This window comes from Rothia sp. CCM 9419 (genome assembly GCF_048512815.1).
Lineage (GTDB): Bacteria > Actinomycetota > Actinomycetes > Actinomycetales > Micrococcaceae > Rothia.
Genome location: NZ_JBLXXY010000002.1, coordinates 272457 through 298020 on the forward strand (window position 1 = coordinate 272457; position 25564 = coordinate 298020).

General features: G+C 46.7%; 23 protein-coding genes. 8 read left to right on the forward strand and 15 right to left on the reverse strand.

What is annotated here, in order from left to right:
* Window position 1 precedes the first annotated feature (1 nt).
* Together ACN08W_RS03145 and ACN08W_RS03150 are read left to right on the forward strand one after the other, a co-directional pair.
* Complete coding sequence (locus ACN08W_RS03145; RefSeq protein WP_419108780.1) at window positions 2-1099, forward strand: hypothetical protein; 1098 nt, start codon at window positions 2-4, stop codon at window positions 1097-1099.
* Between the two features lie 88 nt (window positions 1100-1187).
* Entirely contained in the window at window positions 1188-1934 is a 747-nt protein-coding gene (locus ACN08W_RS03150; RefSeq protein ID WP_419107355.1) for a polyprenol monophosphomannose synthase, read from the forward strand.
* Window positions 1935-2068: 134 nt separating this feature from the next.
* On the opposite strand, the gene ACN08W_RS03155 is transcribed toward ACN08W_RS03150, so the two are convergent.
* From ACN08W_RS03155 to ACN08W_RS03165, 3 genes are all read right to left on the reverse strand, one after another.
* Entirely contained in the window at window positions 2069-2410 is a 342-nt protein-coding gene (locus ACN08W_RS03155; RefSeq protein WP_419101718.1) for an RNA polymerase-binding protein RbpA, read from the reverse strand.
* Window positions 2411-2534: 124 nt separating this feature from the next.
* Window positions 2535-3620: an SPFH domain-containing protein gene (locus ACN08W_RS03160; RefSeq protein WP_419103435.1), complete on the reverse strand. Its 1086-nt coding sequence runs from the start codon at window positions 3618-3620 to the stop codon at window positions 2535-2537.
* A gap of 44 nt (window positions 3621-3664) precedes the next feature.
* Window positions 3665-4120 (reverse strand): NfeD family protein, encoded by a 456-nt coding sequence (locus ACN08W_RS03165; protein WP_419103434.1) that lies wholly within the window; start codon window positions 4118-4120, stop codon window positions 3665-3667.
* Window positions 4121-4443: 323 nt separating this feature from the next.
* Here ACN08W_RS03165 and ACN08W_RS03170 point away from each other — a divergent pair, with 323 nt between their 5' ends.
* On the forward strand, window positions 4444-4845 hold the full coding sequence (locus ACN08W_RS03170; RefSeq protein WP_419103433.1) for a DUF3054 domain-containing protein: 402 nt from the start codon (window positions 4444-4446) through the stop codon (window positions 4843-4845).
* A gap of 89 nt (window positions 4846-4934) precedes the next feature.
* On the opposite strand, the gene trpD is transcribed toward ACN08W_RS03170, so the two are convergent.
* Window positions 4935-5984, reverse strand: a complete 1050-nt coding sequence (gene trpD, locus ACN08W_RS03175) for an anthranilate phosphoribosyltransferase (protein ID WP_419107354.1) — start codon at window positions 5982-5984, stop codon at window positions 4935-4937.
* A gap of 219 nt (window positions 5985-6203) precedes the next feature.
* On the opposite strand from trpD, the gene ACN08W_RS03180 reads away from it, so the two are divergent.
* The 4 genes from ACN08W_RS03180 (at window position 6204) to ACN08W_RS03195 (ending at window position 10510) form a co-directional block, all read left to right on the forward strand.
* Window positions 6204-6842 (forward strand): cytochrome c oxidase subunit 3, encoded by a 639-nt coding sequence (locus ACN08W_RS03180; protein ID WP_419103431.1) that lies wholly within the window; start codon window positions 6204-6206, stop codon window positions 6840-6842.
* Window positions 6843-6911: 69 nt separating this feature from the next.
* Window positions 6912-7706, forward strand: a complete 795-nt coding sequence (locus tag ACN08W_RS03185; RefSeq protein ID WP_419103430.1) for a c-type cytochrome — start codon at window positions 6912-6914, stop codon at window positions 7704-7706.
* A 48-nt stretch (window positions 7707-7754) separates the two neighbouring features.
* Window positions 7755-8846, forward strand: a complete 1092-nt coding sequence (locus ACN08W_RS03190; protein WP_419103429.1) for a Rieske 2Fe-2S domain-containing protein — start codon at window positions 7755-7757, stop codon at window positions 8844-8846.
* Between the two features lie 2 nt (window positions 8847-8848).
* The gene (locus tag ACN08W_RS03195) at window positions 8849-10510 is read left to right on the forward strand and encodes a cytochrome b (protein WP_419108781.1); all 1662 of its coding nucleotides are present in this window, start codon (window positions 8849-8851) and stop codon (window positions 10508-10510) included.
* 1610 nt (window positions 10511-12120) lie between these two features.
* Here ACN08W_RS03195 and ACN08W_RS03200 read toward each other — a convergent pair.
* The 5 genes from ACN08W_RS03200 to ACN08W_RS03220 form a co-directional block, all read right to left on the reverse strand.
* Entirely contained in the window at window positions 12121-12522 is a 402-nt protein-coding gene (locus ACN08W_RS03200; protein ID WP_419107353.1) for a cytochrome c oxidase subunit 4, read from the reverse strand.
* Window positions 12523-12528: 6 nt separating this feature from the next.
* Window positions 12529-14238, reverse strand: coding sequence for a cytochrome c oxidase subunit I (ctaD, locus tag ACN08W_RS03205; protein WP_419103426.1), 1710 nt, complete (start codon window positions 14236-14238; stop codon window positions 12529-12531).
* A 10-nt stretch (window positions 14239-14248) separates the two neighbouring features.
* Complete coding sequence (gene coxB / locus ACN08W_RS03210) at window positions 14249-15121, reverse strand: cytochrome c oxidase subunit II (RefSeq protein ID WP_419108782.1); 873 nt, start codon at window positions 15119-15121, stop codon at window positions 14249-14251.
* 246 nt (window positions 15122-15367) lie between these two features.
* On the reverse strand, window positions 15368-15724 hold the full coding sequence (locus ACN08W_RS03215; protein WP_419101706.1) for a HesB/IscA family protein: 357 nt from the start codon (window positions 15722-15724) through the stop codon (window positions 15368-15370).
* A gap of 150 nt (window positions 15725-15874) precedes the next feature.
* Window positions 15875-17269: a dipeptidase gene (locus tag ACN08W_RS03220; RefSeq protein ID WP_419108783.1), complete on the reverse strand. Its 1395-nt coding sequence runs from the start codon at window positions 17267-17269 to the stop codon at window positions 15875-15877.
* 57 nt (window positions 17270-17326) lie between these two features.
* Here ACN08W_RS03220 and ACN08W_RS03225 point away from each other — a divergent pair, with 57 nt between their 5' ends.
* Window positions 17327-17929: a DUF3043 domain-containing protein gene (locus tag ACN08W_RS03225; protein WP_419101704.1), complete on the forward strand. Its 603-nt coding sequence runs from the start codon at window positions 17327-17329 to the stop codon at window positions 17927-17929.
* A gap of 68 nt (window positions 17930-17997) precedes the next feature.
* On the opposite strand, the gene ACN08W_RS03230 is transcribed toward ACN08W_RS03225, so the two are convergent.
* The 6 genes from ACN08W_RS03230 to ACN08W_RS03255 all read right to left on the reverse strand — a co-directional run bounded on the left by ACN08W_RS03230 (window position 17998) and on the right by ACN08W_RS03255 (window position 25505).
* Window positions 17998-19080, reverse strand: a complete 1083-nt coding sequence (locus ACN08W_RS03230) for a quinone-dependent dihydroorotate dehydrogenase (RefSeq protein WP_419104010.1) — start codon at window positions 19078-19080, stop codon at window positions 17998-18000.
* A 66-nt stretch (window positions 19081-19146) separates the two neighbouring features.
* Window positions 19147-19923, reverse strand: coding sequence for an isoprenyl transferase (locus ACN08W_RS03235; RefSeq protein ID WP_419104011.1), 777 nt, complete (start codon window positions 19921-19923; stop codon window positions 19147-19149).
* A gap of 2 nt (window positions 19924-19925) precedes the next feature.
* On the reverse strand, window positions 19926-20693 hold the full coding sequence (gene recO / locus ACN08W_RS03240; protein WP_419108784.1) for a DNA repair protein RecO: 768 nt from the start codon (window positions 20691-20693) through the stop codon (window positions 19926-19928).
* 95 nt (window positions 20694-20788) lie between these two features.
* Window positions 20789-22528 carry a 2-isopropylmalate synthase gene (leuA, locus tag ACN08W_RS03245; RefSeq protein WP_419108785.1) on the reverse strand — a complete coding sequence of 580 codons (1740 nt, stop codon included), beginning with the start codon at window positions 22526-22528 and terminating at the stop codon, window positions 20789-20791.
* A 257-nt stretch (window positions 22529-22785) separates the two neighbouring features.
* Window positions 22786-24294: an LCP family protein gene (locus ACN08W_RS03250; RefSeq protein ID WP_419108786.1), complete on the reverse strand. Its 1509-nt coding sequence runs from the start codon at window positions 24292-24294 to the stop codon at window positions 22786-22788.
* Between the two features lie 98 nt (window positions 24295-24392).
* The gene (locus ACN08W_RS03255) at window positions 24393-25505 is read right to left on the reverse strand and encodes a GTPase Era (RefSeq protein ID WP_419107347.1); all 1113 of its coding nucleotides are present in this window, start codon (window positions 25503-25505) and stop codon (window positions 24393-24395) included.
* Window positions 25506-25564 lie beyond the last annotated feature (59 nt).

Below are 25564 nucleotides of genomic sequence, written 5' to 3' on the forward strand. Positions count from 1 at the left end.
GGTGTCTTCTTCTCTACTTTTATTTCGTTCTGGTTTAGTTCATACCCCTGTTGATCCTGAAGCAACGGCTGTTCTGATTGATGGTTCGAGTGTCGAATGGTTGGGGTCGGAGGCTGGTGCCTGTTCTCTTTATGATGATCGGATGCAATGCATAGATATGGGCGGACGTCTTCTGTGTGCTGCCTTTAGTTTAGGGACGGTACGAGTTTCGAGTATTGTTGAAGCTCAATTGTTAACGGATCGTTTATTGGAACATGGGTATGGGGGAGTCACCTATGTTGTTCCTGCCGATATTTTTAGTGAAGTGACTTCCCTGTTATCTGGTGTTGGGGTACGTAGCTATCTTTACTGTGAAGTTAATTCTTTAGCTGAGATTGATTCTCTGCCTAGGGGAGTTGACCGCATTTCTCTTTCTGTCACCTGCTCAGAGTTTTGGGAGGTTCTCGAGCGTGCATCTTCGAGAAACTATCACCTTTCAGTACAAGTTGAAGGGGAATATGATTTTCAGCGTTTCTTGAGCTATTTAGAAACGCAAGAATATCTAGGTTTTCGTTCAGTGCGCTGTGACGGTGTTAGCTCCCTGAGCCAAGAGTCTATGATGCAATGTGTACAACACAAAGTTGCTTTAGGATTTACCAGTGATATTGATAAAGAAGTCCATCAGTCGTTATCTGCGGCAATCTCTTTAGGCGTTGTTACTTTCTGCGGTTCTGATCCACAGTCTTCTACGCCTAAAAACTTGGGGTGGAATCTAATTCATCAAATCATCGAGCGCAACACGCCTGAGACCTCTGTAACATCACGTGGTGCATTTCATGCTCTAACGCGTGCGGTGTACCGTAGCTTGGGGGAGTCCTCAAGCCTTTATGGACAACTTGTGCCTTCATCTCCAGCAGACTGCGCTATGTGGAATATTGCCTCTCTTGAATCAACCCAGACCCAAGGAATAGCGCAAAGCTGGAGTACGGATCCTCGTTCCCGAGTACCTTCTTTGCCTCATCTTGAAGCAGAGGATTTACCGGTTTTGTCGTCACTGTATATTGATGGTCAGCTTATACTAAGTAAATCGTCTGCAAAATCATGGTCTAGGCTCACCTAAAACTACCAGAAGACAGGTAAGAGAACTTATATACTGGTATCTGAATTTTTCAAAGCGCTCTTTCAAAGCGCACAAGGAGTAATGGCTAATGCGTGTATTGACGGTGATTCCTACATACAACGAAAAAGATAACCTTCCTGTTGTTGTGAGGGAACTTCGTGCAGCAGTTCCAACCTGCCATATTTTAGTGGTGGATGATAATAGTCCTGATGGTACTGGTGAACTGGCTGACGAGATTGCTGCCGAAGACTCTCATGTCCATGTACTACACCGCGCCGTTAAAGATGGTTTAGGTGGAGCATATATTGCGGGTTTTAAATGGGGTTTGAATGAAGGATATGACGTCCTCGTTGAAATGGATGCAGATGGTTCCCACCGCCCAGAACAGTTGCCTTTGCTCCTAGAGGCTATTGAAAATGGTGCGGACTTAGCTATTGGATCGCGTTATGTTCCTGGTGGAAAAACAAAAAATTGGCCGATGCATCGTCAGATTTTGTCCCGTGGCGCAAATCTTTATACCAAAATTATTTTAGGTACAAAGATCAACGATATTACTGCTGGTTACCGCGCATTCCGTCGCGATGCGATCGAACATCTGTTGCTTACTGATACGGATTCTAAAGGCTATGTTTTTCAGGTGGATCTTGCGTGGCGGGCAGAAAGCGCCGGACTTAAAATTGTTGAAGTTCCTATCACCTTCGTTGAACGTGCTATTGGCACCTCAAAAATGGACAGTTCCATCATCCTTGACTCAATGACTAAAGTGACAGGCTGGGGACTAACTTCTCGCTACAAGAAAGCTAAAGAGCTAGTTAGCTCTTTGCGAGGTAAATAAGATTTTATTCTAGATACCAATAGGGTGTGGTTGCCATAAATATGGCAACCACACCCTATTGATGTTAAAAATGTTGGGGTGTTTCTTCACAAATCTGTGAAGAAACACCCCAACATTTTGGGTATGTGCGCTTTCTAAGAAAGCGAGTGGCGCTGTCTGTAATAGTCGATACGTTGTTGGAGAGTATCTTCTAGCTCTTCAATGCTGCGACGTTCTAGAAGCATATCCCAGTGTGTACGTACTGGTTTTTCTTGGGATTCTTCTTGGTCGCCTTCGCCGTTGACGAGGTATGCTTCGTCACCAGATTTTGCAGTCCAAGTTTGGGGGATATCGGCTTCTTGGGCAAAGGTCACAAAAACTCGTTCACCTTTTTCTGTTCGATATTCAACTCGCTGTCGAGGAGCTGGCTCAACGCCGGCCTCAGTTTCCATCGACTGCGAACCAAGACGCATACCACGTAGGCTGCGATCGCTCATTTAATATCCTCCAAGTGTGTTGGCTAAACCTCTATGAGAAAAACAGATAGGGGCGTAGATAAGGCTGACTCACAATAAGTGGGTCAAAGAAACATTATAGACCTTTTGCCCTTGATGATTCTACCTATGAGGGTGAGCCGGGCTTATTTTCCGTAGGAACTTCAATTCCGGTATTGAGCTTATCTAGATTTGGGTTGAGGTCTTCGGGCGTTACCTTGATAATTCCTGTTTCAACGATAGGGTCCTCCGAGATTTTTGGAGAATTTTCTTCGGATGTTTCTGTTGCATTTTGAGAATTATCTGAGGTGAAACTCTTTGGATCGAAAGCGTTTCCTAATCCACGGAGGGCTTCACCTAATTCAGTAGGGATAAACCAGAGCTTGTTTGCATCGCCTTCAGCAAGTTTTGGAAGTGTCTGTAGGTACTGGTAGGTGAGAAGTTTTTGTGATGGGTTTGCTCGATGGATAGCGTTGAAGACTTTTTGAACAGCTTGAGCTTCGCCATCTGCCCGAAGAATAGCAGCTTTTGCGTCGCCTTCGGCGGTGAGAATCTGAGACTGCTTTTGACCCTCAGCTCGAAGAATAGCAGCACGAGAGTCACCCTCGGCGGTGAGAATCTGAGACTGCTTCTGACCCTCAGCTGTGAGAATCGCAGCTCGACGGTCTCGTTCTGCGCGCATCTGTTTTTCCATGGAGTCTTGAATGGACGCTGGTGGCTGAATTTCTTTGATGTCGACACGTGAGACACGGATACCCCAACGCCCTGTCGTGCTGTCGAGTACTCCTCGTAGTTCACTATTGATTTGGTCGCGTGAAGTAAGGGTTTGTTCGAGGTTGAGTCCACCTACGACGTTACGTAGTGTTGCTGAGGTGAGTTCATCTACTGCGTGGATATAGTTGGTAATCTCATACGTGGCAGCTTGCGGGTCTGTGACTTGGAAATATACGACAGTGTCGATTCCTACAACGAGGTTATCTTCGGTGATTACTGATTGTGCTGGAAAGGATACAACCTGTTCGCGTAAATCGATAAGAGGTAAGACTCTGTCGATGAAAGGTACCGTGACATGGAAGCCGGGGTTAAGGGTGGTGTGATATTTGCCGAGGCGTTCGACGATTCCTGCGCGAGCTTGAGGAATGATGCGTACTGCGCGTAAAAGAATTACTGCTACGAGAACAGCTAGGGACGTGAGGACAATTGTAAGCGGCATAATATATGCACGACCTTTCTATGGTGCGTTTATTGGCTATAGTTTTAGGCTTTGTGGTCGCCGATATACGCGGTTGCTCCTTTAATGTTCAAAACATAAGCATTTTGAGTGGGGGAGAAACTTCTATTTTTGTCTGCTGAGCGTGCTGTCCAAGTGTCTCCAGCTAGCTCGATAAGACCTGAATCTGATGTTACTTTTTCAAGAATTTTAACTTCTTGACCAATAAGTCCTGCGGTATTTGTGGAAATATTTGGGGTGTTCTTATTGAGTCGATGAATAAGTTTTGGGCGGGCAGCAAGTAGAAGCACAATGCTTAGTACAGCAAAGATAAAGACCTGAATGTTGAATGATTCGGTAAAAAGTGTTGAGGCTGATGTTCCTAAAGCTGCTAATGCAAGCATGAGGAAAAAGAAATCGAGGGAAAGAATCTCAATGATAGCCAGAAGGATGGCTGCGAAAATCCAGAAGGCCCAGAGGTGATAAACGAACCAGTCGAACATATAAAGCTCCTTATGTTGTACATATTCATTATATTCTCAGTGGCCAAGAAAGACCTAGTGATTTTGAGATATCCACAGCTTTCTGATTCGCCGATAATCTACATTATGTAAAGTAAATATATTTTACACTCCTCTACTAGGGTTTTGAGGCCTTCAGAAATCGAAATCCTAGTGTGACTGTTTTCTGCATGAACTCGTACTGCTATACACACGTCGTCTCAGCCTTTTGTGAAATTTGAGGACACGGCCAAGCAGATGTCTAGAAACGGCGCTGTGTGAGAGAGATAATGCAGGTATATATTTCCCGTGGAAGGATTTTCCCTATGGCTACTCGTTCTCGCTCTCGAGGTTCTTTACCTCTGCACCTTAGCACCGGTATTGATATCTTCCTTATTGTGCTCTTTGCTGGAATCGGCAGATTCAACCATCATGAGCCGCTATCTGGAACTTTTATGACGGCTATTCCCTTTCTTCTGGGGTTCTTAGCTGTTCGATTCGTTCCAGTTGTAAACTCTAGACCTTTTTCTCTGTTCTCCGGTGTTGCTGTGTGGGCTTCCACTGTTGTGATTGGGCATTTATTACGGCTAGTTTTCGGTGGTGGAACAGCTTGGAGCTTCTTCATGGTTAGCGCGATTGTTCTAGCCTTCTTTTTGGTGGGATGGAGAATCTTGCTATTGCTACTGTCGAAAACAGTTTTTAAGCACAAACGTTGGAGACTTTCCTAAGAATTGTTCGATTTAGCGTAAGCTTAAGGGTGGGCACACATGTTGTGTGCCCACCCTTAAGCTTTTTTATTTAACCTTTGGTTTAAGGTTTAGCTCTTGAAGTTAATCCAAGATTCAAGTTTAGCCTGAGCCTTACCTGATGAGAGCGTTTCTCTCACAGTGTTTAATGCATTATCGAATCGTTCCTCAAAACTCGTTAATTCTTCGGGTGTTTGATAAGCCATCAATCCAGCTGTTGCGTTAAGAACAACCGCATCATAAATAGCGCCTTCGCAGATTTCTTGAGACATCACATCTGAAAAAATCTGCGCATTGTATGAAGCGTCTGCGCCTCGCAACTCATTTAACGAATGATACACAAAGCCAAATTCACGAGGGTCGAATATCTGGTGTCTTATCTCCCCTTGGTGAATCTCCCAAATATCAGATGGTCCGCTGACCGTTAACTCATCTAAACCATCATGGCCTCTAAAGACTAATGCGTGATGATTTTTACGTTGAGCAAAAACTCCCGCAATTTTTTCTGCAAAATCTTCTCGGGCTACTCCAATTGCTGACGATAGAACCTGAGCAGGATTCGTAAGCGGCCCGAGAAAATTGAAAACAGAAGGTACGCCCATCTGTCGTCGCACCGGAGCTACAAAGCGCATCGAAGGATGAAACACTTGCGCGAAAAGAAAAGCAATACCAATCTCTGCACTGCACTGTTCAACCTCTTCAATACTTAAATCCAACGGAACGCCTAAGGCCTCAAGAACGTCAGCAGATCCACTCGCTGAGGAAGAAGCCCTATTGCCGTGTTTGACAACAGGAACTCCGCTAGCGGCAATGACAACAGCGGCCATGGTTGAAATGTTTACTGTATTTTGTTGGTCTCCCCCAGTTCCAACAATGTCTACTGCTTGTTGTCTAATGCTAGGGCGAACAGCTTTAGCTAACATTCCTTGAGAAAGATACTCAAGCTCTTGGCTACTCTCCCCTTTAGTGTGTAATCCCATGAGAAAAGCACCCAGAATACTATCAGGAGTCTGGCCAGTCATCATCTGATCCATAGCCCATAACGCTTGTTCTTTTTCAAGCTCTTGAGACTTTTGCAAAGAATTGAGAACTAATTTCCATGAGATTGGTGTTTGTTTCATACCCCCGATTCTAGAACAAAGAACGTGCTAAACCTTTTTCTTGGTACAAAATGACTCGTATGGTGAGAGGGTTACGCCAAGTTTACAGACATCGTGTCGCTATCTTCTTAAGAAAGATTTACTGTAAAACCGCGGAAAATAAGGGTTTTTTGCAACACACCTACTACTTTAAGGCCTAGGTTCTTGGTCTGAACGGTGTTTTACAGACATAATGTCTATGTGACAACTGCAACCCAAACCCCAAGTAAGTCGGCTCATCCGACTCTCAACCGTCCAAATAACGTTGCCGTAGGTACCGTTGTGTGGCTCGGTTCTGAGCTGATGTTCTTTGCCGGACTATTCGCAATGTACTTCACGCTACGTGCTTCACGCCCCGATATCTGGGCAGAAAACGTAGTGTTTTTGGAAGTCCCACTAGCTACTTTTAACACCATTGTTTTGGTGCTGAGCTCTGTGACCTGCCAATTTGGTGTCTTCAAAGCTGAGCAGCTTAAGCCTCGTCGTACCGGTTCCCTGATGAATATCAAGGAATGGGGCATGGTCGAGTGGTTCCTTCTAACCTTCATCATGGGCGCATTCTTCGTCTCGATGCAGGTTTATGAATACGCAACTCTCGTATCCGAAGGCGTAACCATCGCTTCTAGCGCATATGGATCAGCGTTCTACATCACCACCGGCTTCCACGCGCTCCACGTGACCGCTGGACTCGTAGCGTTTCTCTTCATCATCGGTCGCGCCTACGTGGCAAAACGTTTCGGTCACTACGAAGCAACGAGTGCCGTTGTTGTTTCCTACTACTGGCACTTTGTTGATGTCGTCTGGCTTGCGCTTTTCGGTGTGGTCTACTTCCTTCGATAAGTAGAAAATACGAACGAAAACCATAGCTCAACAGATTATTCAGCACACACAACTAAGGAACTATTCGACGTGAAGGCAATTTCTCAGAAGCGGCGTCATCCGCTTGCAGCCCTCGTGTTACTTCTTTTCGCTCTCGTCCTCACCGGTGGCCTCTATGCAGTTGCCACGGCTACAAACGAAGCAAGAGCAGAAACTAAGAACACCTACACTGCAGAACAGGTTGAAGCAGGACAAAAACTCTTTGTTTCTAACTGCGCAACATGCCATGGCGCAAATGCAGAAGGAACTGTAGACGGACCCTCCCTCATTGGCGTAGGTGCCGCTGCTGTTGATTTCCAGGTAGGAACCGGACGTATGCCTCTGCAGATGCAAGGTCCGCAGGCCCAAGCGAAACCAGTACAGTTCAACGAAGAAGAAACTGCTCAGCTAGCCGCTTATGTTGCCTCCCTCGGTGCTGGCCCCGCAATTCCTGAAGATGAATACCTCGACGTATCCAAAGGTGACGCTGCTAACGGCGCTAAAGTCTTCTTAGCAAACTGCGCTATGTGCCACAATGCGGCAGGTGCAGGTGGTGCGCTAACTCGTGGTAAATGGGCTCCTTCGCTCATGGGTGTTAAAGAAAGCCACATCTACGAGGCTATGGCAACTGGACCTCAGAACATGCCAGTGTTTAACGATGCAAACATCACCCCAGAAGAAAAGCGTGACGTTATCACCTACCTAAAGTCTCAGGAATACAACGTATCCCCCGGCGGATTCAAAATTGGTTCTCTTGGCCCGGTGGCTGAAGGCCTGCTCATCTGGACCGTTGGCCTAGGTATCGTTCTCGTATTCACTATCTGGCTAACATCACGTTCTGCTTAAGACAACACACACATAAGATTTCGTACCAAGGAAGATTTGAGGCAACACATGGGTAACCATAGTGACGGTGTACAGGAACATTCCTCAGCCGTAGTTACCTCTCACGAGGAAAGTAAGGAGAAGTTCAGAGATCCTGGACTTCCTCCGCACGCTCCGCGCCTGACCGACGTGGACCCCAAAAAGGCTAAAGCCGCAGAACGCCAAGTAATTGCTCTGTTCATCATCTCGATGCTCGGATCAGTGCTTTTCTGGTTTGCGTACTTTGGTGTTCGCATCGGCGGAGATTACTACGACGTATTGAACCCCGCCGCAACAGATCAGCTACGTCTGCAAAACCTATTGCTTGGCTTGGGTATCGCTTTTGCAATGTTCGGTATCGGTATCGGTATCGTCCACTGGGCACGCACCTTGATGCCTGACCACGAAATGATGGAAGAGCGGCACGCTGTTCGCACCGAAGAAGACCGCGCAAAAGCTCAAGAAATCATCGAAACTGTTATTGAAGAATCTGGTATCAAACGCCGTCCGTTGCTTCGTAACACCCTCATCGGCTCTATGATTCTTGCGCCGCTGACCTTCGTCACCTTCCTCCGCGACCTTGGTCCAGCAGACCCCGCCGTTCTCAAATACACCCTCTGGGATAAAGGTGTTCGCCTCGTGCGTGACCCTTCCGGAACGCCTATCAAAGCAGCTGACGTTACTATCGGTTCCGCATACCACGTACTTCCAGAGACCTTGGTTTCTGTATCTCACGAAAACGGATACCTTGAAGAAAAAGCAAAAGCAGTTGTTCTGCTCATGCGTCTTGACCCAGCTGAACTAAAGGTCTCTAAGGGACGTGAAGACTGGAATGTCGATGGCATTATCGCTTACTCCAAGGTTTGCACCCACGTAGGCTGCCCCATCGCTCTGTACGAGCAACGCACACACCACCTCTTGTGCCCGTGCCACCAGTCGACCTTCGATGCTGCTGATGAATGCAAGGTTGTGTTCGGGCCAGCTGGTCACGCACTACCCCAGCTTCCTATCACCGTAGATGACGAAGGCTACTTGGTAGCTCGTAGCGACTTTAAAGAGCCTGTTGGTCCCGCTTATTGGGAACGTGCACAACACGTCAAAGAGATGGCAGGTGAACAATAAAAATGTCACATACTACTCAGACTGAATACACTCCAAAGACTTCAACCGGACGTATCGCAAACTTTGTGGACTCCCGTGTTGGACTTTCTGGAATCGTTAAAGAGTTTGGTCGCAAAATCTTCCCCGACCACTGGTCCTTCATGTTCGGTGAGGTTGCTCTTTACAGCCTCGTGATTCTCATTATCTCCGGAACATTCCTAACCTTCTGGTTCAACCCTTCAACAGCTTCAGTAGCCTACGACGGCTCCTACCTTCCGATGAAGGGTACCGAAATGTCCGTGGCGTTTGAATCCGCTTTGCATATCTCTTTTGATATTCGTGGCGGTCTTCTGATTCGTCAGATTCACCACTGGGCAGCATTGATGTTCATGCTCGCCATCTGCATTCACATGCTTCGCGTATTCTTTACCGGCGCTTTCCGTCGACCACGCGAGCTGAACTGGGTTGTTGGTTGTGTCCTCTTCATCCTCGGCATTTTTGCTGGCTTTACCGGATACTCCCTACCCGACGACGTGCTTTCCGGTAACGGTCTACGCATTGTCGATGGCATTATGATGGCAATTCCAGTTGTGGGAACTTATCTTTCTCTCTTCTTCTTCGGAGGAGAATTCCCCGGACACTACATCATCGGGCGTTTATACTCCTTGCACATTATGATCATCCCCGCGTTGATTCTTCTCTGTGTAGCCATCCACTTGTTCATGGTTGTTGTTCACAAACATACCCAGTACCCTGGACCTGGACGTCGTGAAGATAACGTTGTGGGCTTCCCTGTTGGCCCGGTATATGCTGCAAAAGCTGGCGGTTTCTTCTTCATCGTCTTCGGAATCATCGCATTTTTGGCGGCAACTTTCACCATTAACGCTATTTGGAACTACGGACCTTACGATCCATCCCCTGTTCAGGCAGGTACTCAGCCTGACTGGTACGTTGGTTTTGGCGATGGTGCTTTGCGTCTTTGGCCTGGCGTATGGCCTTTCCCTTGGGAATTTGAATTCCTCGGTGGTACTTGGGTTCTGAACGTTCTTCTCCCCTTTGCCATGGCTGGCGTCATTATCATGTTCATGTTTGGATGGCCGTGGATTGAACGTTGGGTTACTAAAGACGATAAAGAACATCATATTCTTGACCGTCCACGCAATGCTCCTTTCCGTACTGGAGCTGGTGTTGCTGGCGTTATCGCATATAGTGTTTTGATGATTGCAGCGTCCTCTGACCTCATTGCAACTCACTTCCACGTATCCTTGAACGATGTTGCTTACTGGCTACGAGTTCTATTCTTCATCGGCCCAGTTATTGGCTATATGATTACCTATCGCCTATGCCTATCATTGCAGCGTAAAGACCGCGAACTTGTCTTACACGGTATTGAAACTGGTCGTGTTGTGCAGCTTCCTCACGGCGAATTTATCGAGGTGCATAAGCCACTGGACGAGTTCCGTCGTTATAAACTCGTTGCCTTTGAAAACCATGAAGTTATTCCTGCCCAACCTAACAAAAAGGGTAAGATTTCTTTGATGGAAAAGACTCGTGGCAAACTATCTCAGCTATGGTTTGAAGACCGAGTTGCTCCGGTAACTCCTGCTGAGCTTGAAGTAGCGCATCATGATCACGGTCATGATGAGTTGGATTCTCATTCATCAGGTGAAGCTCTCGAGAAGTAAAATATAGTTCTCCACATAAAAAGGAGTGGTACTGGCTAGTTTTAGCCGGTACCACTCAACTATTTTAAGAACCTTTTCAGCACCTATAGGAGTTGCTACAGACCATTTGGATTCCGCAGTGATGCTACGCACAACGTAATTGTAGAAGAAACAGCACCAAAGCCTCGGGACCGAACCCGCTTCACCGTCGCAACTTGCTCCCACTCAGTAGCCCTCTCTGCTGCCACTTCCCCACCAACGCCTCCAACTCAGCTACCGGCTCCGGCGAATAACGCCTAGTACAGTCTGCCGTTACCCCTTGTCTGAGGTTGCCGGAATTGTCGGGAGTGTTGAGAAAAGTTCATACGTGAGAAGTACACCCCGAAAACAGGCTCACAGAGCTGGGAGCCTATGATGTCTGAGCAGCTCAGTGAGAGTTCGTGGCTGAGATTGGGCGTAAGGGCGGGAGCCGAAGAATAGAAGCCCAACGCGTGAGCCTTTCGCTAAGGCTCACGCGTTGGGAAGGCTGTGGAAGAATGCTCATTCTATCGGCCGTAGAGCGCAGATTCAGGCTTTGAAAGAGGCCGGGTATAAACAATGCGAAGTTGCCGAAAAATGGGTTTAGGTATTGCCGCAATCAAGCGTGCCTGGAACTGAGCCGAAAGGTATCATTCCTGAAGCTTAATCAGGCTATGACCGCTTCCCCAGCTTGCCCCTCACTCCTTCAACGCTCCTACCGCCTGGGTAATAGAGGTTCCTGGATGCTCCTCACGATACCTCCTAATTTCCTTAGTAGACGGGTATGGTTGACTCTTTTCCTTCCTCGGAGGAATCTTCTCAAAACTGCCGTCTGAGGTAATGACAAAGACAGCTAGAGACACAAGCATTAAAGCTGCTAGATGCTGCTGAAGTACAAGGGTCACTCCTGCTCCAAGAAGTACTATCGAGAGTAGAAGCTTGCTCTTCTTCACTCAAGTGATTGGCGACAGTTAAACCCCATCACGCACACTGTAAGCAAGTCAACTTACTACATCACAAACTAATAAAGGAGACAACAAACTCCCTAGTCAGCAAGCTCTCAAAAACTTACGTAACGCTCTTGCTGTCGGGGTGCTAAGTGGACAACACCACTGGGCTTTGACGGAGCAGTGCTCAGCCCAACCAGCACCTATACATCCCTAAAAATGCCGAACCGACACCCAAAACCTCAGCGCCCCACCAAAAAGAAAACCCAATTTACTTACACACGTCTGGCACTGAGGTGCAACTCCGTAAAGAACCTTTACCCCCTGACTTACAGCAGACCTCAAAATCGTCAATATAAGGCATGGGCGAAAACACAAATTGCTGCCCCGTGTGCTCTAAAAACCTCAGCAGAACCCAATACTCTATACCTCTATTGCTCAGGCTTATGCAAAACCAATACCTCGATAAGCGTGATACTCAAGCGATCGCTCTGTAGGCATCAATTTAGGTTCTTAAAACCTCTTAGTGTAAACAATGTGTTTTAGTCGAAGATGTTTTATGCTCAACTCCATGTTCTTTTCATAATGGAGGGCATAAAAAATGGTGTTCTAGGTTCATTGTGAACCTAGAACACCATTGACACAATGATGTCTGTAGTTAGCTCATTAGTGAGCGTGATCTCCACGGTTATATTCGTAGACCCAGCCGACACAAGCTAGAACCGATAGCGGAAGCGCAATACCTACAATCCACCAGCCCAAAGCTAAGCCAATCACTAATAGTGCGCAGACCGCAGCAATAACGATAGGCCACCAAGACCATGGAGAATAGAAGCCGTAGTCACCTGCAGCCTCAATAATTTCTCCGTCTTCATTATCGCTCGGTTGATCCGGATGCAACTTATCGGTATAGAACAAGAACCCTGATAGGAATAAGCACATGATGGCGGTTACCATAATCGCGGGGAATCCTGCTAAATCACTGAACTTCGACATAAAACCGTAGATGAGTCCTACGGGGATGAGGAAGACTCCAATGAGCCCAAAAAGCCAAGCAATACTTTTCATCGTAGGCTACTTCCTTTCTCCGCTTGCTACAGCCTGACGAGCAGCCATCGCAACATCAACGTTGGTTGAGAGTTCTGGGTGGTGTAAGTCAAGAGCTGGACGTTCAGAACGGATACGTGGCAACGCGGTGAAGTTGTGGCGAGGAGGTGGGCAAGATGTTGCCCATTCCAAGGATGCGCCGAAGCCCCATGGGTCATCAACTTCAACTTTGGTTCCGTAACGTGCTGTGATGTAAACATTCCAGAAGAATGGAATCATCGATACTGCAAGAATCATGGAACCAACGGTGGAGAGCTGGTTCATCCATGTGAATCCATCTTCAGGCATATAATCTGCGTAACGACGAGGCATACCTACAACACCTAGCCAGTGCTGGATGAGGAAGGTCATATGGAATCCTGTGAATAGGAGCCAGAAGTGAATTTTGCCGAGACGTTCGTTAAGCATTTTGCCAGTCCACTTTGGCCACCAGAAATAGAAGCCTGCGAACATGGAGAATACCACGGTACCGAAGATAACGTAGTGGAAGTGAGCTACCACGAAGTAGGTATCTGATACGTGGAAGTCCAGTGGAGGTGTTGCCAAGATAATACCGGTGAGACCGCCGAAGAGGAACGTGACCAAGAACCCGAGAACCCAAATAATAGGTGTCTCAAAGGTGATTGATCCTCGCCACATGGTACCAATCCAGTTGAAGAATTTCATACCGGTAGGAACACCAATCATCATGGTCATGAAGGAGAAGAATGGCAACATTACTGCGCCTGTAACGTACATATGGTGTGCCCACACAGTCACGGAAAGAGCAGCAATTGAAATCGTCGCAAAGACTAGACCTTTGTAACCAAAGATAGGCTTGCGAGAGAAGACTGGAATAATCTCGGAGACAATACCAAAGAATGGTAGCGCGAGGACGTATACCTCAGGGTGTCCAAAGAACCAGAAGAGGTGCTGCCATAGAATAGCGCCACCGTTTTCAGGATCAAAGATATGTCCACCAAGACGACGATCCATACCCAACGCAAATAGCGCAGAAGCTAGAGGAGGGAAGATCATGATAATCAAAATCGAGGTAATAAGAGTTGTCCATGTGAAAACAGACATACGCCACATCGTCATACCTGGGGCACGCATGCACAAGATGGTGGTAATAAAGTTAACGCCACCCATAATGGTTCCAAAGCCCTGAAGAGCAAGACCAAAGACCCACAGATCTCCACCAATGCTTGGTGAGTAGGTGGTGCTGTTCAATGGCGCGTAGGCGAACCATCCGAAGGATGCAGCACCCTGAGGGGTGATAAACCCAGCGATGGCAACTAGAGAGCCAAAGAGGAAGAACCAGAACGCGAGTGAGTTCAGTCGTGGGAACGCAACGTCCGGAGCGCCAATTTGTAAGGGAATAAGGATGTTTGCAAAGCCAGTAAATGCAGGGGTACCAAACATGAGAAGCATGAGGGTTCCGTGCATGGTGAACAGCTGGTTGAACTGTTCTTTGGTTTGCAAGAACTGCATGCCAGGTTCAAAAAGCTCAATACGCATGAGCAGAGCCATGATACCTGCGATGCAGAAAAAGATGAATGATGCTATGAGGTACATGTACCCAATAGTTTTGTGGTCAGTGGAAGTTATCCAATTGACGAAGATTCGCCCTTTAGATTTAGGTACCACGCGGGGGGCAACCTGACCCCCATCCGCTGAGTATTCCAAGCTAGTCACGGGTCACCTCTTAGTTTCGGATGTTTTGGTTAGGATTACGGTTGTATTCATCGCCGAGAATACCCTGAGTTTCAGGGTCTGAAGCTAATTTCTTCATATATGCTTCGTATTCTTCAGGAGAGACAACCTTGACATTGAAGAGCATTTCCGAATGGTATTCGCCGCAAAGCTCTGCACACTTACCAGCGTATGTAGCTTCTTCAGCACCAGTGGTGAAGTACATGTGGTTGGTCATGCCAGGAACGGTGTCTCGCTTTTCCAAGAAAGCAGGAACCCAGAATGAGTGAATAACATCGCGGGTTTTAAGAACGAGATCAACGGTTGAATTCGTTGGTAGGTAGAGAGTGGGAAGAGTCTCTTCAACTCCTTCAGAACCGTCGATGCTCAAATGTGCTTGTACACCAGAGGTATGCACATTGGAATCTAGGTAGTTGAAGTCCCAAGCCCACTGCTTGCCATACACTTCAATGGTGACGTCAGGGTTATCAGATTTTGGTGCAGTAATTTGACGTTCAGCAGTATCGGAGAACGTAAACAAGCTGACAATCATGATAACCGGAATAATGGTGTAGAAGATCTCCAGAGGAGCATGGTAGCTCAGCTGGCGTGGATAACCTGTTTCATTTTTGCGTCGACGGTAAGCGATAATGCACCAAAGCATTAGTCCCCAAGTAATCAACCCAACAATGATGGCAGCAGCCCAAGATCCAATCCATAGATCCATGATGGTGTCTGCGTTGTCGGTAACTCCACGCTTTGTGGGCAACCAGCCCACCTCTGCCTGATCTGAACAACCTGTCATCAGCAATACAGAAGCTGAGGCAATGGCGCTAGTGGCCAATGCCTTGAGCTTGATACTGCCGGTTCGATGCTGCGAACTCACAGACGGCCCTTCCTTTTAGCGGTGTGCGTGCTATCTAAGACGAAAACTGTGTGTGGACAGAAAACGCCTCTAAAAATTCTTTCAGTATGAGCTTACCTTGATTCTGCTCATTCTGCTGACACTGTGTCACTGAACTTGCCGCTATTTCTTAACTATTTCGGTATTTTTACTCTTTTGAGAGAGATATTAGCTTGTGTCGTATGGGTAACAAGCCAATATCCCTCTCAAAAGTTTTGTCTAGGACTCTTAGTGGAATGAGTCTCCACAAGCGCAAGATCCTTGCGCGTTGGGGTTATCGATAGAGAAGCCTTGTTTTTCGATAGTGTCTTCAAAATCAATAGTTGAGCCATCGAGGTAAGGAACACTCATACGGTCAACGATGACTTCTACCCCATCAAAAGAACGGATAGCGTCTCCATCGAGAACTCTTTCATCGAAGTACAACTGATAAATTAGCCCTGAACAACCCCCTGGCTGAACGGCAACACGTAGACGCAAGTCAGTTCGGCCCTCTTGTTCTAGTAAGGCACGTACTTTCTGTGCTGCGACGTCAGTCAGATTGACTCCGTGTGTGGGAGTATCAGTGGTTACTGTTTCGGTCATTACCAATTCCTTCTCTTATGGATTTAGCCTGCAAGAGCAAACTAAAGGTATGTGTTACTCAATATCCTAGAACAAAAATACCCTTATCAGTATTTCCTGAAGCTCTAACGTGTTGAGAGACATGCTTTAGTGTAAGAAAGTGCAATAGCTTTATTGGCTAAGGTGACTAATAATGAGCGCTTCAGCCAAAATGGCACGCTCAAAATCGGGAAGATATAGAGACTCATTTGCGCTGTGAGCGCGGGTATCTGGGTCTTCAATTCCGGTAATCAGAATATGAGCCTCAGGGAAGACCTCTTTGAGGTCTGCAATAAACGGGATAGAACCGCCCATACCTGTTTGTACGGGCTCAACATCCCAAGCGCTGTGCATTGCGGCTAAAGCAAGCTCAACGCTGTCTTCTGTTGGGTCTGCACTGAAAGGCTGACCACTATCTGATGCCGTATATCGAACTTCTGCACCCCACGGAACATGCTTAAGTAAGTGCTCTTCAAGTTTCTGGTGCGCTTCTTGAGGGTTTTGTCCCGGTGCGAGTCTCATGCTGAGCATTGCTCGGGAGGTTGCCGCAATAGTGTTAGAAGACTCGGCTACTGATGGGATATCCATGCCAATAATGGAGATAGCTGGCTGCGCCCATAGGCGTGAGGTGATGCTTCCTTCTCCTGCAAGAGTTACTGAATCAAGGATTCCTGAGTCTTGACGGAAGTCTGCTTCTGGATATTCAACCTCAGGTTCAGGTGCATAAGTTAAACCTTCAACTGCTACTGAACCTTTACTATCATGTAGTGTGCTCAACAAGCGAACTAAAACAGTATGAGCATCCAACATCGGGCCACCAAACATGCCAGAATGAACAGCATGATCACCCACACGAACTTCCACCGACCCGCTGGCAACACCACGTAAGCCCGTCGTCAAAGCAGGAACACCCGCACGCCAATTCGCCGAGTCAGCAACCACAATCACATCGCTAGCCAACTTCTGTCGATACTTCTGAATAAACGACGTAAAACTCGGCGAACCAGCTTCTTCCTCTCCCTCAATAAAGAGAGTCACTCCAGCTAAAAACTGTTCACCAAGTACCTCGCTCACAGCACGAAACGCAGACAAGTGAGCCATAACGCCAGCTTTATCGTCAGCTGCCCCGCGACCATACAACCGGTCACCTTTGCGAGTAGCCACAAAAGGCTCAGTATCCCAAAGTGCACAATCACCAACCGGCTGAACATCGTGATGGGCATAAAGCAAAATGGTGGGATACCCCTCAGCAGCAGGCTTCGTTGCAACAACAGCAGGCATGCCCTCTTTTTGATCAGACCCATACGAGGCGCTAAGAATCTCTACCTCTGGAAAACCAGCAGCTAAAGCTAACTCCTTGACCTTCTGAGCGCTACGAGTAACCTCAGAAAGATCAAAACTTTCCCACGCAATAGATGGGATAGCAACAAGATCTGTCAACTCTTGAAGAGTCTGCTCAAAATCCTGACCAATCTTCTCTTGAAGAGCCTGACGATACGGAAAACTAAACTTTGATTCAATACTCATAGATATAACATTACGCGGTTATGAGCGTTCTTGCAGATTCTCCGATATTCTTAGAGAGTGTTTGGACGTAAAAAGAAATCTAGTGAACAAGAGCCCCTGGTAGAAGAAACCACGGTAGCTCCCAATGAAGACCCCCAAAACCCGCATTACACTGCACCCAAAGGGCGACCAACCCCTTCTCGAAAAGAACGAGAAGCAGCACGGAAAAAACCTCTCATACCGGCTGATAGAAAAGCCGCGAAACAAGCAGAGCGAGAAGCTATCCGTGAACAACGCCTACGCGAAAACAGAGCAATGCACACCGGCGAAGAACGGTATCTACCAGCACGAGATAAAGGACCTCAACGTCGCTATATTCGTGACTATGTAGACGCCCGATTCAACATTGGTGACTTCATGATTCTTGCTGTCATCTTTATCTTCGTTCTGGGGCTATTTACCCCTCAACTACGCTTTATCTCCACTGCTCTTATGTGGCTATTCATCCTCATCTGGGCACTCGACAGCTGGATGATGTGGCGTAAATTGAAGAAGAAACTCCTCGAAAAATTTTCAGACATCGAACCAGGAAGTGCATTCTATGCGGTCAATCGTGTCTTGATGATTCGACGCTTCCGCCTACCGAAGCCACAGGTTAAACGCGGAGAATACCCACGATAAAAAACCTATAAAAATATTCCGTGTTCGTTTACTTTCTAGTAAACGAACACGGAATATTTTTATATATATCAAGAGCGTAAAGCCAATAAATCCTTATTAATACGGTGAGCCCACAATGGCCCCTCATACAAGAACGCAGTGTACCCCTGAACTAAATCAGCTCCAGCATCCAAACGTTCCTGAACATCCTGAGCATCAGTAACTCCACCCACTGCAATAATCGACAAACGCTCACCCACATATTCTTTGAGCAAACGAATAACCTCTAACGACCGAGGCTTAAGAGGCCGGCCCGAAAGACCTCCCTCACCACAAGCTGCAACTTCTTCTGCAGAAGAAACCAAGCCTAGATTCTCTCGAGCGATAGTCGTATTGGTCGCGATAATTCCGTCAAGCCCTAAATCAACAGCTAACTGTGCAATATCTTTAATATCTTCATCCGCAAGATCCGGAGCAATCTTCACCGCCAAGGGAACTCGACGAGAAGAGACAACCTTATCAGCCTCAGCTCGAACAACTTCAAGTAACGGACGTAAAGACTCCACCGACTGCAAAGAACGCAACCCCGGAGTATTCGGAGAGCTAACATTGACAACTAAATAATCAGCCTGTGGCGCCAACGTACGCGTACTAATCTTATAATCTTCTAAAGCGTCCTCTAAAGGCACAACTTTTGTCTTTCCAATATTGACCCCCACAATAGGCCGCACCTGCTGAGAATCATATTCAGCATCAATATCAGCTCTAGCACTAGCAATACGAGGACCTACCGCAGCGGCACCATCATTATTAAATCCCATGCGGTTAACCACCGCATAATCCTTGACTAAACGGAAAAGACGCTGAGGAGGATTTCCCGGTTGAGGCTGAGCTGTAACTGTCCCCACTTCAACGTGGCCAAAACCTAAATCAGCTAAAGCATTAATAGCTCGAGCCTCTTTATCAAAACCAGCAGCTAACCCAAACGGAGAAGGAAAATCTAAACCCATGACGGTGGTCCTCAACCGCGGGTCAGGACGCAAAACTCGACGTCCCAAACGAGTAAGCCCCGAAGCTCTGAGGAACCGAATACCCCAATACCCCACCCTATGGGCTTTCTCTGCGTCCATAGGGACAAAAATAACTTTGAATAAGGCAGGATAAATCCTCATAGCACCCTCTTTATCATCAGCAATACAACGCTACAACAATTCTAACGTTTCAAAAAAATTTAATGACTAACGCCCCGCAACTTGATCTACCGCACCACCATAACGACGATCACGACGAGCATACTGCTCAACAGCATCCCACAGCACCAAACGGTCGACATCTGGCCACAACACATCAAGAAATACCAGTTCAGCGTAAGCACTTTGCCACAACAAGAAATTTGACGTACGCAACTCCCCCGAAGACCGAAGAAACAAATCAACATCAGGTACTTCTGGCTGATACAAATACCGCGATAACATCTTCTCATTCACAGAATGCGGTTTAACCACTCCTGCAGCAACATCTTGAGCAAGAGCTTGAGCAGCGTCTGCAATCTCAGCACGCCCACCATAATTGACACACATAACTAACGTGCATACCGTATTATTTTTTGTCTGCTCCTGACAATACTCCAACTGACGGATAACAGATTTCCAAAGCTTTGGCTTACGTCCAGCCCACAGAACCCGAACACCCCACGACTGCAAAGTATCTAACTGACGAGTCAAAACTTCCGTCACAAAACGCATGATAAAACTGACTTCATCAATACTGCGACGCCAATTCTCTGTAGAAAAAGCATAAGCAGAAACGTACGGAATGCCCATCTCAATAGCACCAGCAACCACATCAACAAGAGAATGCTCCCCTGCTTTATGCCCCTCATTACGAGGCAAGCCACGCTGATTAGCCCAACGCCCATTACCGTCCATCACCACCGCAACATGACGCGGAATAAACTGACGCGGAATCTTCGGAGGAACAGCCCCAGAAGGATGCGGATCAGGAAAAACAGGCATAACTATATATCCTTTTTCAACAGAGAGAATGATTTAAGAGGTTTCTCTAAATGCCATTGTACGTACCCAGAGACAAAAGAAAAGGCAGCATAAGATAACAACTCAGTATCTAACTGAGCTAACTTATCCCACTGAGAACGACTCACAAACATCAAATACTGACGAACATCCTCTGGCATCACAAAAACTTTAGAATGAACAATAGAACGACTACACACCTTACATACAGCACCATATTCTGGCGAAAACCGCCACGGCCCCCCACAACCATCACAAATAGCACAAGAATCTAGCGAAAAACCCCAGCCAGCATACCCTAATGCACGGAGCACATAAGAGTTAAGAACATCATAAGGACGAAGACGCTCTTGAGCTAAAGCAGACAAAGCACCAGCCAAAAGAAGAAAATGAGACTCAACACCCTCACCTTCAAAAGAGGTTAACGCCTCAGCAACCTCGCTCAAAACAGAAGCAACAATATAGGAAGAATAATTCCCCATAATTGCACCTGTATAAGCACGCCGAGTCTGAACCTGCGTCACCGTCGATAAATTTTTACCTGACCGTAAAGACACATCAACGTACATAAAAGGCTCAAGCCGACCGCCAAAAGCAGAACGTCCTTTACGTACTCCACGAGCCACAGCATGAACCACACCATGCGAACGGGTCAAGAGAATAATAATACGGTCGCTCTCCCCCAAAACTTGGGTCCTCAATACTAATGCCTGGTCCGTATACGAACGAGAGGTTGAAGATACCGTACTCACAACGACCATTATCTCACATCCCCAAAAGAACAACAGAAAACCGGTACAAGAACTCCTCAAGTTCTTGTACCGGTTTCTAACAGCGTCAAAAAGACCTAGCTCTCTTCACGCAAAGCACGGTTCACCGCAGAAGTAAGAGCCTTTAACGAAGACCACGTCGTTGACGAGTCAATACCGATACCCCATAACACACGATTGCCAACAGCTGCCTCAATATAGCTAGCAGCCTGAGCCTCTGACGTTGAAGATAACGTATGCTCAGAATAATCAAGCACCCTCAAATCAACACCTTCAGACTGGAAAATAGACTGCATCGCATGAATGGGTCCGTTACCCGTACCAACTCGTTCAAAACGGCGACCAGCAACATTCAACCCCACACGCAAGGTCGTCACACCACCGGCTTGAGACTCTACAACCATGGAATCCAAATAGAATCTTCCCCAACGTTGAGCAGTATCATGATGAGGTAAATACTCATCATTAAAAATCCTCCAAAGATTCTCAGACGTAACTTCGCCACCCTCAGCATCCGTCTGAGCCTGAACAATCGACGAAAACTCAATCTGCGCACGGCGAGGTAAGTCTAAACCAAAATCTTTCTTCATAAGATAAGCGACCCCACCCTTACCAGACTGAGAATTTACACGAATAACAGCCTCATAACTACGGCCAACATCTCGTGGGTCAATCGGAAGATACGGAACCTCCCACACCAAATCGTCAATGCTCTTTCCTTGCTGCTGAGCAGCCTTCTCCATTGCTTCAAAACCCTTTTTAATAGCGTCCTGATGAGAACCAGAAAAAGCCGTGAAAACGAGGTCTCCACCGTATGGAGAACGCTCATGTACCGGAAGCTGATTACAATACTCAACGGTACGACGAACCTCATCAATTTGAGAAAAATCAATCTTAGGGTCAATTCCTTGCGTAAACAGGTTTAACCCTAAAGTAACTAAATCGACGTTACCGGTGCGCTCGCCATTGCCGAACAGGCACCCTTCAATACGGTCTGCCCCAGCAAGATACCCAAGTTCTGCCGCCGCAACTCCTGTTCCTCGATCATTGTGAGGGTGCAAAGACAAAATGACGTGTTCTCGATGTTCAAGATGTCGACTCATCCACTCAACAGAATCGGCATATACATTCGGAGTTGCCATCTCCACCGTTGCCGGAAGGTTGATAATGACTTCGCGCCCAGGTCCAACACCTAACTCGTTGGTTACGGCATTGCAGACTCGTACCGCATACTCTAATTCAGTGCCAGTAAAAGATTCTGGTGAATACTCATAGGTGATTTCTGTGCAAGAAGCGTATTGTTCCTCATATTTCATACACAAGCGTGCACCGTTAAGGGCAATGTCTAAGATACCGTCTTGATCTTGATTAAAAACAACCTTACGCTGCAAAACAGACGTAGAATTATAAAAATGAACAATGGCTCGTTGAGCCCCTGCAAGAGCCTCAAAAGTCCGTTCAATAAGATGCTCGCGGCACTGCACTAACACCTGAATCGTGACATCGTCAGGGATATGTCCACCTTCAATCAGGGTACGAACAAAATTAAAATCGGTTTGCGAAGCAGACGGGAAACCTACCTCAATTTCCTTATAACCCATCCTCACAAGTAGCTTAAACATTGCTAGTTTACGTTCGCTATCCATGGGATCGATAAGTGCCTGATTACCATCTCGTAAATCGACAGCGCACCAACGTGGTGCCTGCGTTGCAACCTTATGTGGCCACGTTCTATCAGGTAAGTCAACAGCAATCTTTTCAGAAAAAGGGCGGTACTTATGTACCGGCATGGGGGAAGGTTTTTGAAAATTTTTCATGGTGTATGATGCCTTAGCTTGAAGAAAAAAGAAAGACCGGAGACAACGAACTCCGTAACGACTCTCCGATCTTGTCAATACTGAATTTTAGGGGTCGTTACGGCAACTAAGGAGAAAATAAAAAATATGTATCACCTCTTGAACGTACCACGAGAGTGAAAATCCTCAAGAAAACAACTCTCCCCCATTCCAATATATGAAAAGGGTGTGTAGATTTATGACAAAGCTACACACCCTTAACGCCTTACAGCATGCACCTAGTATTCATAGGATTGCTGGCACTTCACCTGATCAGCAGTTTGACCAGAAGCGTCACCTGCAATAGACGTTTCTTTCTGCGAAAGAACATCCCCCGATGTGAAATCCTGACCAATCACTACAGTCACAGCATCATAAGAAGCTGATCCTTCAACCACCGTAATACCGAGTTTTTGAGCAATCTGCTGAGCTTGTCCCGCGTAACCAGCTGGATAATATACCGCTGAAGCCGCGTATTCAGTATCAGAATGTTCTGCCGTAATATGTGAATATCCCAAGGAAGCGACCACTTTTTCAATATCCTGTTCACGATGTTCAGCACCTGAAGCATTAAGCACCGTAATCAGAGCAGAATAATCTAAAGAGACCTGCTCCTCAGCTGCCTGCTCAGGTTCTTGAGTCTCTTCTGTTGGTGCTTGTTCCGGAGCAGGAGCAGACTTATCTGTTAGCCCACGATCCTCGCGAAGACGTTCAAAGAGATCTTCTGCAGAAGGTGCTAACTGCAACTTGTTTGCATCATAAAGATAAGGCTCATTCGGAACGGTAGCGAACACTACCTTGCTCAAATCAATAGACGCAAACATCGCACCAATATTTACAAGAGTTGCCGGGTTTGTTAGCCCCTTATCTACCGTAACGTTTTGTGTAACAGCCTCAGCAATATTAAATAGCTGAGTAGGATTAGTCAGTGTACCTTCTGATTTAACTTTACGGAGAAGGGAAGCAAGGAAACTCTGCTGAGCGGCGATTCGACTCGTATCACTGCCATCACTATAACCATGGCGAGAACGCAAAAATGCTAGAGCCTGTTCTCCCTCTACTGATGAAACACCCGCAGGCAACTTCAACCCACTATAGGAATCATCAATAGCCTGAGTCACACACACCTGAACACCGCCAACAACATGAGAAAGAGCCTTCACCGCATTAAAATCAACAAGCATAAAATGATCAATATTAATACCGGTCAAAGAACTAATGGTCGCTACCGTGCAACCAGGTCCACCATGATTGAGCGATTCATTAATCTGTAATCCAGAAGCAGCTGGGTAAACCATCCCCGTTATTGGGCTTGTACACTTCGGAATATCAACGATGAGGTCTCGAGGAAAAGAAATAACTGACACGTCCTGACGATTTTGGCTGACCTGAACCAACATCATTACGTCTGAACGAGCCCCTGAATTAGCATCCTCTAAACTGCCGTACGCTGCATTATTACCAGCACGTGTGTCTGAACCAATCACCAGAATATCCAACGGCCCATCACTGAGACTTCCACTAGCATATTCGCCAATATTTAATGAAGCCGTGTGGACGTTAGTACGCAACCTCAGAAGATTAACTCCTGCTACTGCCACGATGAAGAGAAACACCCCGACGCAGGACAACGCAATCCACCGGTAACGATGAGAACGTACCGGCTCTTGACGCATATGTCGACCAAACCCTACAAGACGATTCGGATCCGAAGAGTTCTGCTTTGGGTGTGTCACTGATTCTCCCATCAGAAAATGCTAAAAGTAATACTTTGGTTAATATCTATACGATCACTATTTAAGACCTGAGAAGATGTCTAACGGTGACGTACCGAGTATTTAGAATTTTAGAACCCGAGTCTTCCGAGTGCGCGAGGGTCACGTTGCCAATCTTTTGCAACCTTCACATGAATATCTAGATACACCTTAGTGCCCAATAATGCTTCAATATTCTTACGGGACTCTGCACCAATTTCTCTGAGTCGAGAACCACCTTTACCAATAATAATTGCTTTTTGAGAAGGTCGTTCAACGAAAAGATTGACATGAATATCGACTAGCGGATTATTCTCCGGCCGTCCTTCACGCGGCTGCATTTCTTCGACAGTAACTGCTACTGAGTGAGGTAGCTCGTCTCGTACTCCTTCAAGTGCAGCCTCACGAATGAGTTCGGCGACAAGGGTAACTTCTGGCTCATCTGTAAGTTCACCTTCAGGGTATAAAGGTGGCGAATCAGGTAAGAAAGTCGAAAAAAGCTCTGCTAACTGATTAACCTGATAATCTTTTACCGCTGAAACCGGAATAATTGAAGCCCATCCGCCTTTGCCATCAACAACAGGGGTGTTGAACGGTTCGCCTTCTCCCTGACGACGTGCTTTTTCACGTTGTGCAGCAGGGCCAGTATCCTTACGGAAGGGAAGATTCTTCACAGTATTTTTCTGACGAGAAGCCTTTGCCTGCCGCTGAGCACGCTGCGCACGTTGGGCGCGTTCTGCACTCATCACTTCTTCGCCTAATGCCTGAACAGCAAGAAGGTGTTCTGCAAGTTCTGCTGAAGAAACCTTATCGGCTTTAGTCACAATAGCTACGATTGGCTTATGACCTGCAGCTGCAATTTGAGAAGCAATATAGCGGTCACCTGGGCCAATTTTTTCATCAGCCGGAATGCAAAAGCCAATAACATCAACTTCAGAAAGCGTCTGAGCAACCATATCATTCAAACGCTCACCTAAAAGAGTGCGAGGACGGTGTAATCCGGGTGTATCAACAAGGATTAACTGAAAATTGTCCTGATGAACTATTCCACGAATCGTATGACGAGTCGTCTGCGGACGGTTCGATGTAATAGCAATCTTTTGGCCTACAAGCGCATTCGTCAACGTAGACTTACCAGCGTTTGGGCGCCCAACAAGAACCGCGAAACCTGCAGAAAAATCTTCCGGAAAAGTGGAAAGCTCCACACATACTCCCTTATTCAATAAATATAACTATTCTCTATACTCTACCGCGATAAAAGACA

Bases quoted from the DNA above. Each gene is read 5' to 3' on its own strand.
- ACN08W_RS03150 (WP_419107355.1), top strand. From the start codon at position 1,188: ATGCGTGTATTGACGGTGATTCCTACATACAACGAAAAAGATAACCTT.
- ACN08W_RS03155 (WP_419101718.1), bottom strand. From the start codon at position 2,410: ATGAGCGATCGCAGCCTACGTGGTATGCGTCTTGGTTCGCAGTCGATG.
- ACN08W_RS03160 (WP_419103435.1), bottom strand. From the start codon at position 3,620: ATGCCGCTTACAATTGTCCTCACGTCCCTAGCTGTTCTCGTAGCAGTA.
- ACN08W_RS03165 (WP_419103434.1), bottom strand. From the start codon at position 4,120: ATGTTCGACTGGTTCGTTTATCACCTCTGGGCCTTCTGGATTTTCGCA.
- ACN08W_RS03170 (WP_419103433.1), top strand. From the start codon at position 4,444: ATGGCTACTCGTTCTCGCTCTCGAGGTTCTTTACCTCTGCACCTTAGC.
- trpD (WP_419107354.1), bottom strand. From the start codon at position 5,984: ATGAAACAAACACCAATCTCATGGAAATTAGTTCTCAATTCTTTGCAA.
- ACN08W_RS03190 (WP_419103429.1), top strand. From the start codon at position 7,755: ATGGGTAACCATAGTGACGGTGTACAGGAACATTCCTCAGCCGTAGTT.
- ACN08W_RS03195 (WP_419108781.1), top strand. From the start codon at position 8,849: ATGTCACATACTACTCAGACTGAATACACTCCAAAGACTTCAACCGGA.
- ACN08W_RS03200 (WP_419107353.1), bottom strand. From the start codon at position 12,522: ATGAAAAGTATTGCTTGGCTTTTTGGGCTCATTGGAGTCTTCCTCATC.
- ACN08W_RS03215 (WP_419101706.1), bottom strand. From the start codon at position 15,724: ATGACCGAAACAGTAACCACTGATACTCCCACACACGGAGTCAATCTG.
- ACN08W_RS03220 (WP_419108783.1), bottom strand. From the start codon at position 17,269: ATGAGTATTGAATCAAAGTTTAGTTTTCCGTATCGTCAGGCTCTTCAA.
- ACN08W_RS03230 (WP_419104010.1), bottom strand. From the start codon at position 19,080: ATGAGGATTTATCCTGCCTTATTCAAAGTTATTTTTGTCCCTATGGAC.
- ACN08W_RS03235 (WP_419104011.1), bottom strand. From the start codon at position 19,923: ATGCCTGTTTTTCCTGATCCGCATCCTTCTGGGGCTGTTCCTCCGAAG.
- leuA (WP_419108785.1), bottom strand. From the start codon at position 22,528: ATGAAAAATTTTCAAAAACCTTCCCCCATGCCGGTACATAAGTACCGC.
- ACN08W_RS03250 (WP_419108786.1), bottom strand. From the start codon at position 24,294: ATGGGAGAATCAGTGACACACCCAAAGCAGAACTCTTCGGATCCGAAT.